Source organism: Mesorhizobium sp. M0040 (assembly GCF_040323505.1).
Taxonomy (GTDB): Bacteria; Pseudomonadota; Alphaproteobacteria; order Rhizobiales; family Rhizobiaceae; genus Mesorhizobium.
Genome location: NZ_JAMYVA010000023.1, coordinates 44,602 through 57,713 on the forward strand (window position 1 = coordinate 44,602; position 13,112 = coordinate 57,713).

General features: G+C 63.8%; 10 protein-coding genes. 4 read left to right on the plus strand and 6 right to left on the minus strand.

Annotation, left to right across the window (positions count from 1 at the left end; genetic code table 11):
• Positions 1-42: 42 nt before the first annotated feature.
• Entirely contained in the window at positions 43-3,333 is a 3,291-nt protein-coding gene (gene uvrB / locus NKJ91_RS19990) for an excinuclease ABC subunit UvrB (protein WP_352456935.1), read from the minus strand.
• Between the two features lie 112 nt (positions 3,334-3,445).
• A complete protein-coding gene (locus NKJ91_RS19995) occupies positions 3,446-4,699 on the minus strand; it encodes a hypothetical protein (RefSeq protein ID WP_352456936.1) in 1,254 nt (417 codons plus the stop codon).
• A gap of 144 nt (positions 4,700-4,843) precedes the next feature.
• Here NKJ91_RS19995 and NKJ91_RS20000 point away from each other — a divergent pair, with 144 nt between their 5' ends.
• Together NKJ91_RS20000 and NKJ91_RS20005 are read left to right on the plus strand one after the other, a co-directional pair.
• Positions 4,844-5,884, plus strand: a complete 1,041-nt coding sequence (locus NKJ91_RS20000; RefSeq protein ID WP_352456937.1) for a CapA family protein — start codon at positions 4,844-4,846, stop codon at positions 5,882-5,884.
• 61 nt (positions 5,885-5,945) lie between these two features.
• On the plus strand, positions 5,946-6,917 hold the full coding sequence (locus NKJ91_RS20005; protein WP_352456938.1) for a hypothetical protein: 972 nt from the start codon (positions 5,946-5,948) through the stop codon (positions 6,915-6,917).
• A 15-nt stretch (positions 6,918-6,932) separates the two neighbouring features.
• Here the strand turns inward: NKJ91_RS20005 and NKJ91_RS20010 are convergent, their stop codons facing one another.
• Complete coding sequence (locus NKJ91_RS20010; RefSeq protein ID WP_352456939.1) at positions 6,933-7,427, minus strand: YegJ family protein; 495 nt, start codon at positions 7,425-7,427, stop codon at positions 6,933-6,935.
• Positions 7,428-7,546: 119 nt separating this feature from the next.
• On the opposite strand from NKJ91_RS20010, the gene NKJ91_RS20015 reads away from it, so the two are divergent.
• Complete coding sequence (locus NKJ91_RS20015; RefSeq protein ID WP_352456940.1) at positions 7,547-9,169, plus strand: FAD-binding oxidoreductase; 1,623 nt, start codon at positions 7,547-7,549, stop codon at positions 9,167-9,169.
• An 8-nt stretch (positions 9,170-9,177) separates the two neighbouring features.
• On the opposite strand, the gene NKJ91_RS20020 is transcribed toward NKJ91_RS20015, so the two are convergent.
• The 3 genes from NKJ91_RS20020 to NKJ91_RS20030 all read right to left on the minus strand — a co-directional run bounded on the left by NKJ91_RS20020 (position 9,178) and on the right by NKJ91_RS20030 (position 11,425).
• Positions 9,178-9,693 carry a hypothetical protein gene (locus tag NKJ91_RS20020; protein WP_352456941.1) on the minus strand — a complete coding sequence of 172 codons (516 nt, stop codon included), beginning with the start codon at positions 9,691-9,693 and terminating at the stop codon, positions 9,178-9,180.
• 160 nt (positions 9,694-9,853) lie between these two features.
• Positions 9,854-10,984 (minus strand): hypothetical protein, encoded by a 1,131-nt coding sequence (locus NKJ91_RS20025; protein WP_352456942.1) that lies wholly within the window; start codon positions 10,982-10,984, stop codon positions 9,854-9,856.
• Positions 10,985-10,990: 6 nt separating this feature from the next.
• The gene (locus NKJ91_RS20030) at positions 10,991-11,425 is read right to left on the minus strand and encodes a DUF4383 domain-containing protein (RefSeq protein ID WP_023719157.1); all 435 of its coding nucleotides are present in this window, start codon (positions 11,423-11,425) and stop codon (positions 10,991-10,993) included.
• Positions 11,426-12,162: 737 nt separating this feature from the next.
• Here NKJ91_RS20030 and NKJ91_RS20035 point away from each other — a divergent pair.
• The gene (locus NKJ91_RS20035; RefSeq protein WP_352456943.1) at positions 12,163-13,101 is read left to right on the plus strand and encodes a diacylglycerol/lipid kinase family protein; all 939 of its coding nucleotides are present in this window, start codon (positions 12,163-12,165) and stop codon (positions 13,099-13,101) included.
• Positions 13,102-13,112: the final 11 nt, after the last annotated feature.

A 13,112-nucleotide genomic window follows, 5' to 3' on the forward strand; every position in this document is an offset into this window, starting at 1 on the left:
GCGCCGATCCACCTTCTCCCACAAGGGGAGAAGGGAAGCTCGCTACCGTCCCGGCCGACCCGTCTTGCCGGGCCGGCGCTTTTCACGGCGGGCGTCGGCGGGGTCTTCGTAGGAGCCGATGCCGGCGCGCTGGCGGACAATGGGTTTTGCAAAATCGTCGCGATCCTTCGCGCCCCCCTCTGCCCTGCCGGGCATCTCCCCCACACGGGGGGAGATCGGCTGCTGCTTCGCCGGAACTTTTCCCTCGACCGGCTTCTCGGTGCGCCGCACGGTCAACTCGTCGAGCGAGTTCTTCTTGAACAGCGGCTTGGTCGGTTCGCCCGGGATGCCGAAATCGGAGCCGTGCGCCTCTTCGGCCGACTGCTTCTTGAACAGCGAACGCGACACTGCGCCGGCCGGGGTCGGCATATCCGTGCCCGGCCCCATGGCGTCGAGCGAGGGCTTCGAAAACAGCGGCTTCTTCACCGGCACGGCGCCATCGGCACCCATTTCGTCGAGCGCCGGCTTGCGGAAGAGATTGGGCCGGGCCGCCTCTTCGGCGGCACGTGCCTCGTCGAGCTTGCGGAAACGCTCCTGTTCCTCTGATGTGCGATGTTTGGCCACGCCTTTATTGTGCTTGCCCTTCTCGCGGCCCGAGACCGGGCTTTCCATGTCGGCATACTTGGCCAGCGGGTCGTCGGAGATGGACAGCTCCATCTCGCGCAGCCGTTTGATCTCGTCGCGAATGCGGGCGGCCTTCTCGAAATCGAGGTTGGCGGCGGCGTCGCGCATCTGCTTGTCCAGGGCGTCGAGATGCGCCTTCAGATTGTTGCCCATCATCGCGCCGGCGCTGTCGGTGAACTGCGAGATATCGGCGCGGACATGATCTTTTTCGTAGACCGAGTCCAGGATGTCCGAAATGCGCGACTTGACCGATTCCGGGGTGATGCCGTTGGCCGCGTTCCACTCCATCTGCTTTTCGCGACGGCGGTTGGTCTCGGCCATTGCCCGCTCCATCGAGCCGGTGATCTGGTCGGCATAGAGGATGACCTTGCCGTCGACGTTCCTGGCGGCGCGGCCGATGGTCTGGATCAGCGAGGTCTCGGAGCGGAGAAAACCTTCCTTGTCGGCATCGAGGATGGCGACGAAACCGCATTCGGGAATGTCGAGGCCTTCGCGCAGCAGGTTGATGCCGACCAGCACGTCGAAGGCGCCGAGGCGCAGGTCGCGCAGGATCTCGATACGCTCCAGCGTGTCGATGTCTGAGTGCATGTAGCGCACACGAATGCCCTGCTCGTGCAGATACTCGGTCAGGTCCTCGGCCATGCGTTTGGTCAGCACGGTGACCAGCGTGCGGTAGCCGGCCCTGGTGGTCTCGCGGATTTCGCCCACGACATCGTCGACCTGCGTCTTGGCCGGGCGCACCTCGACCGGCGGATCGATCAGGCCGGTCGGGCGGATGACCTGTTCGGCGAAGACACCGCCGGACTGCTCCATCTCCCAACCGCCGGGCGTTGCGGAAACCGCAACGGAAAGCGGGCGCATGGCGTCCCACTCCTCGAAGCGCAGCGGCCGGTTGTCCATGCAGGACGGCAGGCGGAACCCATACTCGGCCAGCGTCGCCTTACGGCGAAAGTCGCCGCGATACATGCCGCCGATCTGCGGTATGGTGACGTGGCTTTCGTCGACAAAGACCAAAGCGTTGTCGGGGATGTATTCGAACAAGGTCGGCGGCGGATCGCCCGGCTGGCGGCCGGTCAGATAGCGCGAGTAATTCTCGATGCCGGCGCAGGAGCCCGTCGCTTCCAGCATCTCCAGGTCGAAGCGGGTGCGCTGCTCAAGCCGCTGCGCCTCGAGCAACCGACCGGCCCGTTCGAGTTCGACCAGCCTGTGCTTGAGCTCTTCCTTGATCGACTTGATGGCCTGGTTCAAGGTCGGGCGTGGCGTCACATAGTGCGAATTGGCATAGATCTTGACGCTCTTCAGCTCGCCGGTCTTTTGGCCCGTCAGAGGGTCGAATTCGGTGATCGCCTCGATCTCGTCGCCGAACAGCGAGATGCGCCAGGCGCGGTCCTCGAGGTGGGCCGGGAAGATCTCGATCGTGTCGCCGCGCACCCGGAACGAGCCGCGGACGAAGTTGATGTCCTGGCGCTTGTATTGCTGGGCGACGAGGTCGGCGAGCAGCGCGCGCTGGTCGAGCCGGTCGCCGATCTGCATCTGGAAGGTCATCGCCGTATAGGTCTCGACCGAGCCGATACCGTAGATGCAGGACACCGAGGCGACGATGATGACGTCGTCGCGCTCGAGCAGCGAGCGCGTCGCCGAATGGCGCATGCGGTCGATCTGCTCGTTGATCGAGGATTCCTTCTCGATGTAGGTGTCGGTCCGGGGCACATAGGCCTCAGGCTGGTAATAGTCGTAGTAGCTGACGAAATACTCGACGGCGTTTTCCGGGAAGAATTTCTTGAATTCGGAATAGAGCTGCGCGGCCAACGTCTTGTTGGGCGCCAGGATCAGAGCGGGGCGCTGCGTCTCCTCGATCACCTTGGCCATGGTGAAGGTCTTGCCCGAGCCCGTGACGCCGAGCAGAACCTGGGTGCGGTCGTTGCTGTTGACGCCCTCGACGAGATCCTTGATCGCCGTCGGCTGGTCGCCGGCGGGCTCGAAATCCGAGACCATCTTGATGGCGATGCCGCCTTCGGATTTTTCCGGCCGGGCGGGACGGTGCGGCGTCCACAGCACGCCGTCCTTGTGCAGCGGATTGCCGGATTCGATCAGCGCCGACAGCGCCGCGACGGTGGCGGTGACGCCGCCCGAAGCCATGGTCTCGGCCTCTTCCAGGGAGACATCGAGGCCGGCGACAGGGTTGAGACCGGCCGCGGTGCGCTCCCGCGCCGAAGCCGCGCCGCCCATCGAGGTACCGCGTGCCGTACGGCCGGGGGAAGAGGAGCGCTCGGGGATTTTCTTGGCAGACTTGGCGCCTTCCCTCTCCCTCGAGGGGAGGGTGGCGGCGGAGCCGCCGGGTGGGGTCGGTGCGGCAGTACTCGACGTTCCTTTGCGTCCCGCGCTGCCTCCGGCGACCCCCTCTGTCGCCTTCGGCGACATCTCCCCCTCGAGGGGGGAGATTTGGCGCCCTTCCTTCTCGGCTTCCTGCTCTATCTGCTCGGCCCAGTCGGCGATCGAGCCGGTCAGCGGGGCGCCGGTGAACTCGGTCTGCGGCGCCTCGGCAAAGCCGCCCTTGTACAGGGGCTCCGAGGCATCGAGGAAATCGGTCAGCGGACTGAGCCGCTTGGGCGGTGAAGCGCGCTCGTCATTCGCCGGCGGAGGCGTTTTCTTGTCGGGGAGTCTGGCCATGGACCGAATATGGGAGGTATCGGCCAAAATGGAAAGAGCGGAGTGGCCGGTGGCGCGAGGCGCAATTTGGCTCCTGACAGCAGGCTGTCAGGAGTAGCGTCTAAGCACGCCCTCAGTTGAACCAAAGCGCGAACGTCAGAAACCCGGCGCCGCCGAATTGGCGCTGGATCTGGTCGAACTCCTCGCTGGTGAGAATCTTCCCGCGTTCTAGATAGGGCGCGATGGCCGGGCCGGTGATCGACAGCACCAGGTCGAAGGTTTTTGGCTCATCAAAGAAGCGCTTCATGTTGATGCCTTTGTCGGCGATGCGGAAATGCGGCAGCAAGGTGCGGCCTTCCAGCAGATCCTCGGCCATGGCCAAGGCAGCGAGCCAGGCCTGCACCTGCTGCTCGCCGACTTCGAGACCGGTCAGCGGGCTGGCGCCTTTCTGCTGCGGCCCGGGCAGCCATTCGCGGTCATTGTCGGTTTCGGCGCGGATGGCTTTCCAGTCCTCGCGCGACAGCCGGATCATTTCCATGAGATGGCGGCGTGCCGCTTGCCGGCGCTCAGGCTCGACCACTTGCCAGTTAATGAGATGCACCAGGGAGATGAAATCGGCGAGACGCCATTCGGACGACAGAATGCTGCCGCCCATGCCACCGTCCAGCGGAACGAGCGTGTCCTGCAGTGGCAGTTTTGCGCGCGGGAACAGCATGTGGAAGGAGCCGTCGAACGTGTTTCTGAACTCATGCGCCAGCCAGAAGTCGGCCTGCGCCATCAGGAACTCGGCATAGCCCTGCAGCCAGTAGCCGTCGGCCCGGTCGAAGCGGAAGGTGAGGGCTGGTGCGGCCGCGTCTGGCGCACCGCCGCCGCGTGACAGAGACGCCATGATCGCCGCGGCGCTTTCGTCCGGCGCGATCGTGCCGTCCTCGTTGAGGTCGATGCCGAGGCGGGTGAGGTCGATGACCATGCCGATGTCAGCGTCGGCGGGTACCGAACCCAGCGTGGCTGCGGATTTCTCCAGCCGGTCGCGGAAGGCGACGAGAATGGCGCGGAATTGTTCGTAGGTCAGCGGCTCGGGATTGGCATTGTCCGGCACCGGCAGCCGCATCAGCGGCAGCATGAAGGATTGCGGGCTGTCGAAACCGTGGCGGTGCAGGCCGCCGGCCAGTATCTCCAGCGCGGTGAAGAATTCGCCGGCGCCGGCGGCATAGGCGGCTGCCGGATCGCCCGGCGCGGCGGCTTCCAGAGCGGCAAGAGCGCTGTCGCGCTCAGTCACGGTTTTTGCCTCGAACAGGGCCGCCGGTTCGGGAGCCGCGGCGCTGGGTAACGCCAGCCGCAGGAGAAGAATGATGGCGCACGCCACCAGCCTGGAAAAACGCTTCATCGTGATCGCCCCTTTTGTCGCTCCGCAGTGGATCATACACGCATTTGGTTCGCTGCGCCTGTGGCCCTGTGGTTCACCCACAACAGTCGACGCTTCAATCAATCCGGCGGACGGTCTACACAAGGCAAAACGATTGGGCGTCGCGTGTCGAACTATCCGCTTTCCTACAAACTGTCCTGGCTGCCACGCTTCCTCCGGCCTTCGCTCGACGGCGACGCGCGCGGCTTTGCGCCTGCGGCAGCGACCCTGATCGAGCCGCCGCCGGCGCGGACGGTGCGGCTGGCTTTCGTCGGCGATATCTCGGCGGTGGCCAATCGCCGCGCGCCGGACTGCGATCCGGCGATTGCGGCACTGCTTGCCTCGGCCGATCTGGTGGTCGGCAATTGCGAAAGCCCGGTGGTGGAGCGGCCGAGCGCTGTTTTGGGCACCAGGCTTGGCACGCACCACGCGATGAGCGAGCGGTTCCTTGCCGAGGCGCTAGCCGCCGCCGGCATTTCGCGTGAAAAACTGGTGCTGTCGCTGGCCAACAACCATGTGCTCGACCAGGGTATTGCCGGCTTCGACGAGACCGTCGCCGCGCTGGAGCAATTAGGCATCCGCACGATCGGCACTGCGGCTCCGGTCGAGCGGTTTGCGGTTGGTTCGCGGACCATAGGCCTTGCCGCCTTTACCTTGTGGCGCAATACCGACGAGGCTCAGTTCGCGGGCCGAGTCTCGATGCAAGCCGATCCGACGCAATGGCCGCACGCTGCCGCTTCGGGTGTCGACCTCCTCTGCGCGGTGCCGCATTGGGATTGGGAATTCCGGCATTTTCCACGTGCGAAGACGCGGGCAATGGCGCGACTTCTGGCCGAACATGGCATCGGCCTGATCGCCGGACATCATGCCCATGTCGTGCAGCCGATCGAGCGGATCGGCAAGACACTCGTTGCCTATGGGCTCGGCGATTTCATCGGCACCGCCTTCGCGCGGCAGCCATGGCCCGGCCGCATCGGCGCCATTCTCGTCGTCGACATCAGCGACGATCCCGGCACGCGCGGGGCCATCGCCGCCTACCGGCTGCATGCCTTCATGCGGCTGCGCGCCGGCGATCACGAGCGGCTGGTCCCGGTTGAAACGCTGGCGGGAAAATCCAGGCAAAGGGTTCTAGCCCGCCTCGATGCGGTCTTCGGTGCCGTGCGCTGACGCGGTCCACCAAACCGGCTATCATGCCCAGCGCGGGCAGGCTTGTGGCGGCGGGTGGGTGATGGAAACTGCGGATTTCATGCCGAGCGAAGCGGTGATCGCCGGCCTCAGGAAGAACATCGAGGCCTATGAGGCGCAACGAGCTTCGGCCCATCGCCGGACGCGCTGGCGGGTGCCACTTTTCATCGGGCTGGTGCTGGTGTTCGTGGCGCTTGTGGCCTGGCTCTTCAACGGGGTTGCCGACCCCAACGAGCAGTGGTTCTCGACCCCGCATGTGTTCCTCTATATCGGCGGATTCCTGGCGGCGATCCTGCTCTATTTCCAGGCGATCAAGCCGGCGAGCAAATTGCAGCAGTCGTTTCGCAGCACGCTGTTGCCGATCATCTTCGGCTTCATCGAGGACATGCGGTACCGGCACAACGTCAAGCCGAATTCGTTCGACCGGTTGCCGCGCGAGACGGTTGGTCCGTTCAACCGGCAATCTTTCGATGATGTTTTTTCCGGCCGTTATGAGGGGTTTGCGTTCGAGCTTTACGAAGCAGATCTCCGGGAAGGGACGGGCAAGAGCACGACGGCAGTGTTCAAGGGCGTCATCGTCGCCTTCGAGACGATCGTGCCGTTCCCCGGCACATTGGTGGCCGCGCGCCGGACCAACAAGGTCGTCGGCTTCTTCCGCGGCATCTTCGGCAGCAAGATGCAGGAACTGTCCAGCGGCGTGCCGGAGCTCGATGCCGCCTACGAGTTCCGCACCGACAATATCGAGGCGGCGCGGCCGCTGGTGACCGGCCGGCTGGCGCAGGCGCTCGAATGGCTTGGCGAAACATGGCCGAAGGAACCGGCACGCGTCGCGCTCAACGGCAGCGACGGCTTTCTGCTGCTTCCGCAGACGAAGAACTTCTTCGAGCTGCCGGACATCTCTGTGCCGCTCGACTATGCCACGCATGTTGCGCCGATCATCGCCGACATGGCCACGATCCTGGCGACCGCGGCGCTGGTGCGCAAGATCGGCGTGAAGGATGTAGAAGCCGGTTGAACTAGAATTCAGCCGTCAGCAATCGAAGCCATAGTTCTGGCGATAATAGTCGGCGTCTTCCTTCGACATTTTCTTGAAGAGAACGCAGATAGTGAAACTTCCCACCCGGCGGCCGTTCTTCATGTAGCCCCAGTCGGAAATATCGTCCCGGCTGAATTCGATCTCCTGGCCTGCCAGGACGTTGTGCACGGTCTGCGGCTCGTTGTCCAAGGTTCCTGCAAATCCGGCCGCCGTCCGGTGGAAGGGAAAGACCCAGAAATGTTCAGTGGCGTCCCCGTCCCTGACCACGACTTTCAATTGGAAGTCGGCCGTTCCGGATGGCGGTGCGTCGGCCAATACCAGGAAGTCGTCGAGACTGGCACGCGCCTGCTCGATACCGGCCGCCATCTCCGGATCGTCGCCAGCTACGCTGACGACCTTGTCGTCGCCCCGACCAGGAGTTTGCGCGTCGGCTGATGCCGGAGCAAACGCAAGCAACAGGGCAAGCGCGATACGGGCTGCAAGCTTCATGATGCGACTGCTTTCGACATTTTCGCCAGACAAAACCGGATCATCGTTCGCCGAACGTCTGATTGGCAACTGGTTTTTGTCTCCATCAGGCACTATTCCTGGGACAGTGGGGTGGGGCTATGTTCGAAGAACGCAAGGGGTTTCGCCTGTCGCGGCGGCTGCTGCTGGGTGCGGCGGTGGTCGGCGGCGCGATGCTCTGGGGCGGCACGACCGTGGCGCGCCTGGCGCGCGGTCCGTCGGGGCAGAAGAATTCCGGACGCATCGCCGACATTGATGGAATTGACCTGGCGCAGAAGCCGCTGGAGGGCCCGCCAGCCTACGATCCGTCGCTGCCATGGCTGACCAAGGGCGGCGACATCAACGATGCCAGCGGCCTGTCGATGACGCCGGTCTACGGCGTCGTCGAAGTCAGCGAGGAAGACCACATCGCGAGCGCGCTGGCCTTTGCCCGCGCCAATAGCCTGAAGGTCTCGGTCGCGGCGGTGCGCCATTCGATGGGCGGTCACGCCTTCGACGATAACGCGCTGGTCCTCGACATGCGCAAATTCAACAAGGTCAGTGTCGACCCGGCGGCCAAGATGATGACCTTGCAGCCGGGCGCGCGCTGGCACGACATCCAGAACCTTTTGCACCCGCGCTTCGCGGTGAAGGCGATGCAGTCGACCGACATCTTTTCGGTCGGCGGCTCGCTGTCGGTCAACGCCCATGGCATGGACCACCAGGCCGGCTCGGTCGCCGGCTCGATCCGATCGATGCGGGTGATGCTGGCCGACGGCTCGGTGACGACCTGCTCACCGGCCGAAAATACCGAGTTGTTCCGCCACGTCGTCGGCGGCTACGGCCTGTTCGGCGTGGTGCTGGAGGCGACACTCGACATCGTCGACAACGCCGTCTACCGGACCTCACGCGAGATCATCAAATCGGACGATTTCCCGACGTTCTTCGCCGAGGTTCTGGAGCCAAACAGGGCGATCGGTCTGTTTTATGGGCATCTGTCGACTGCGCCGGGCAATTTCCTCGAGGATATGATCGTCTACCGCTATGACAAGGTGGCCGACCAGCCGCCGGCCGACCAGCCGGCAATCGGTGAACCGGGTTCGGTCGGGCTCAAGCGGGTGATCATCAACCTGGCGAAATGGGGCAGCCTGTTCCAGGAGCTGAAATGGTTCACCGAAAAGACGCTGGAGCCGCAATTCGAGAGCTGCACGGTGGCGCGGACGACGGCAATGGCGGAGGGCGAGGCCTGCCTCGTCACGCGCAACAATCCGATGCACGATTCAGTGCCCTATCTGTTCAACGATCTGCTCGATGAGACCGACATCCTGCACGAGTATTTCATCCCGCGGGCGGCCTATAACCCGTTCATCGCGGAAGCGCGCGAGATCCTGCGCAACCAGACCCTGCCGGTGCTCAACGCGTCGGTACGCATCGTCCACAAGGAGGATGTGGCGCTGAATTATGCGCCGGAGCCGGCCTATTCGCTGGTGCTCTACATCAATCAGCCGACAGACGCCGACGGCAATGCCAGGATGCGGGCGCTGACAAGGGCGCTGATCGACGTGACGATCAAGCATGGCGGGCGTTTTTTCCTGCCCTACCAGCTCCACTACACAGGCAAGGAACTGCTTGCCTCCTATCCGGAACTCCCGTCCTTCCTGGCGAAGAAGCTGCAATACGATCCGGGCGAGCTGTTTTCGTCGATTTTTTATCGCGCCGTCAAGGCACTGATCGGCACGGCCTGAAGCGGCGGCTACAGACCGTCAGGCAGCTTCGCCGCCAGCCAGTTCGCCGAACGCCTGGCGATGCCGATCGTTGCCGATGCGGCGCGGCCGAGATCGGTCTTGACCACGGCGTAGCCGGCCTTCGTGCGGTAGAGCAGGGCGCTGCCGCCATCGACCGCCGCTTCATAGGCGACCGGCCGGACGGCTTCCGTTTCCGTCGCCGTGGCCTGCGTTCCGACCGCAGCACTGGGCCGATGGCTCAGTTCCGGTGGCAGCGGGTCTGTCGCTGCGGTGCTGGCCGTCGTCAATTCAGGCTCGGAAGCGGTCGCAGCGAGCTGCGATGACGAAGACGAGTTCTGTGTCCGGCAGATGCCGGAGACCAGCGGATAGTCGAAATTGCGCTCGTGCAGCATCTGGCTTTTCATCGCCGCTTCGCATTCGGCGATGGTCGACCATTTGGCGGGCGTCTCGCCGATATATTCGCAAAGCCTGGCGTCGCAATCGCAGCCGACGATGGTCATGGCGACAAGGGCGGTCTTGATCACGGTCTTGTCCCTCCGAGTTGCCTGGCACATGTGCGCAAGACAACGTGTCTACGGCATCATCAATCGTTGCGGAACAAGGCGGGATTTGGCCGCGATTGTGGAATGAGCGTGGCGGAGCATCACGCTACGTCTTGCCGAGGCCGGCTGTGACTGAAAGGCCTCAGTAATCGTAGACGTGCTCGAGCCTGGCGCCTGCCGTCATCAGCGCCGGCAGCACAATGTGCAGCTTGCGCACGGCGACAGTCAGGCCAGTGCGGCGCGTGGAGGGTTCCGCCGGAAGCGGGTAGCTGAACAAGGTGCGTGCACCTTCGGGAACATTGATCTCGTCATTGGAAAGCATGGTGACCATGATCTCGTCATTGCCGCCGATCTCGACGAAGGAGACGCCCTTGTCGATCAGGCGCGGGATCATGTCGGTGAACACCTGATAGCGCCTGGTGACGAAGACCGTGCCGTCGGCGCCGAGATCGCGCTCCAGCAAGGTGTCGGGCTCGTTGCGCGTCACCTCGCTGACCGGACCCTTGGCCCAGACGTGAATGTCGAGCAAGGCCGGGTCGGTGGTGGCGGCGAGCGCCGACTTGATCAGATCGGCGTAGCCCTGCTTGATGGTGTCGGCGAGGCCGAAGGCGAGCTTGCGTTCGCTAGTGCGGAAGGCGCTGTCGTCCGCTGCCGGCTGGACGGCAAACAGGCCGGCACGTTTTTCGGCATAGGGAAACTGGTACCACGGCACCTGGTCGAGAAAACCGGCGTAGTCGGCCGCGACCTTGGCCTGGTAGATGTCGACGGCGGTGCGCTTGCCGGCTGTCGCTTCGGTAATGCGGCCGACCGTATTTTCATAGGCCCACTGGATGGCGTGCTCGATCGTGTGGCTGATGCCGATGATCACCAGCATCTGGTGGTTGTCGAGGTTGAACTTGTAGGTGGAGCTGGCGCGGATGACCATCGCATAGTCCTGCCAGAAGCGGCCGATATAGGAGAGATAGGGAAAACCGCTCGGCTGGTTCTTGTCGACGAAGCCGGCATATTCGCGCGCGGCGTAGACGATGGCCCATTCCGGATAGGTGAGAAAGGTCGATTCCTCCGGCCGCTGGTAGCCGGGAATCTCGGCACGGACCTTGTCGGCCAGCGCCTTCGGCGGGGCACCCTCGGCGATGCCCGGCAATGGTGTTGTGTCCAGCGACGGCGTCGTGAGAAAGCCGTAGGCCAGCCCGGCGATCGGGATCAACACGACAATGACGACGAGCCAGAGGATCGCCTTGATGATGCGCTTCAGCCAGCGAAACAGGAACATGGCCGGTCAGGCCGTGGCGAAATGGTCGTACACACGTTTCGACAGCCAGAACCCGACGTAGACGGCGAAGCCGCCGATGACGATGTGCGGCAGGTTGGCGAAGAAGCGGGCCGGGAATTCGATGTCGTTGAGGGAGCGGAAGCCGTTGATGAAAATGCCGCCATCGAGGCAGCCGGAACCGGTGACCAGGCCGAGCACGCCGTCGAACAGATAGACCGAGCCGAACAGCTTGAAATAGAACACCGCCTGGCGGTGCGAGATGAAGGCGGCCGCCAGCGCCCAGACGCCGGAGAAGGCGTGCAGCAAATCGTCATACCACTGCAGCGAAAACAGGCCGAACAGATTGCCGCCGGCGTCGTTGAAAGCCGGCACATAGCCGATGGCAACAACGCCGAAGAACAGGAAGGCATAGGCAACAGCAAGCTTCTGGATGAGCGTCATGAAATGTCCCCCTGCCGTCAGCCCTTTTAAACGGCCCCCGACGGCAAATGGATAGTAGCTGATTTTGGCGCAGCGTGAAGCGTCGCCGGCAAAATCGTCAGGCGGGGCCACAAAGACAGTCGGCGCCGGGATTTCTCCCAGCGCCTCCCTGTCAGATCAGGACACGGTCGCGGCAGCAACTCCCGAAAGATGTCGCGCCATGCCGGCCTTGATTTTGACGGTCCTGCCAGTCGCCGCCCGAAGGCAGCGTCCGTTCCGGACCACGCCGGTCTCCACTCTTGCGAGCTTTGCCCAGCGCGCCATCGAAGGTTTTTGCCGTCCTTCATGGCAGCATCGGTCCGCCGTCGGCGTTCGCACGCTTTCCGCGGCCCCGTAGGTCTCGGCGTCCATCCCTCCAACAAGCAAGCCTGTTCTCGTTCAGGGCCGTACGGGCCTCAGGAAATCCGCCGTTCCGCTTTGCCTTTCGGCGTGGCGATCGGTAGCCGCCTGAGATGGGTTTTAACGTACGTCGGATAAGCGTTTGGCGGAACTGCCGCATGCCTGTGGATAGCGGGATTATCGGGGACTGACCCTGCCAAAATAGCGACCTTCCGATCTCTGCCGCCGCCGGTCGGGATTTGCCGCCTCGATGCCGAAGCCGCATTGTCGGGTAATCGACCCTTGCCCCGCGGCCCGGCGCGGGCTTCAATGCCGGCAAATGATTGGAAGGCGTGTTCGATGGCCTTGGGGAGGCAGGCTTGAAGGTCGCGGTGGTTCTCAATCCGATCGCCGGCGGCGGCAGCCTCAAGCGGCATTGGCCCGAGGTTGCGGCTTCGCTGAAAAGACATTTCGGTGATTTCGAGCTGCGTGAAACGCAGGCCGAGGGGGATGCCGAACGGCTGGCGCTCGACCTTGCCGCCATCGGCTTCGAGCTGGTGATCGCGGCCGGCGGCGACGGCACCGCCAGCGAAGTCGCCGACGGGCTGCTGAAGGCTTTCCGGGAAAGCGGCCGGACGGCCGAACTTGGGCTGCTGCCTTGCGGCACCGGCATCGACTTCGCCCGCGGGCTCGGCCTGTCGAACAATGTCGATCTGACGCTGAAGCGGATTGCCGAGGCCAAGCCGCGCAAGATCGATGCCGGCTGCATCAGCTATGTCGACGACCATGGCGCACTGGCCAGCCGCCATTTCATCAACATCGCCAGCCTGGGGCTTTCCGGCGCTACCGACCGCGCGGTCAACGCCGACAAGCGCAAGGGCAAGGTTTCGGCCAAGGCACTGTTCTACTGGCGCACGGTCTGGGAATTCCTCCGCTATCGGTTCCAGGAGGTTGCGATCACCGTCGACGACGGTGCCCCGGTTCAGGCGCGCACGGCGCTGGTGGCGGTGGCCAACGGAAAATTCTTCGGTGGCGGCATGATGATCGCGCCCGACGCCGAGCTTAACGACGGCGAGTTCGACATCGTCATCCTGCGCGCCGCCGGCAAGCTGAAGCTGATCTGGGACATCCGCCTGCTCTATGGCGGGCGGCACCGCAACCATCCGGCGATCACCATCCTGCGCGGCAAGAAAGTGGTTGTCGAGCCGCTCGGCGATGTGCAAAAGAACGCCGCGCTGATCGACATAGACGGCGAATCGCCGGGTCGCATACCGGCGACCTTCGAAATCCTGCCCGGCGCATTGACGCTGAGATATTGAATCAAGGCATT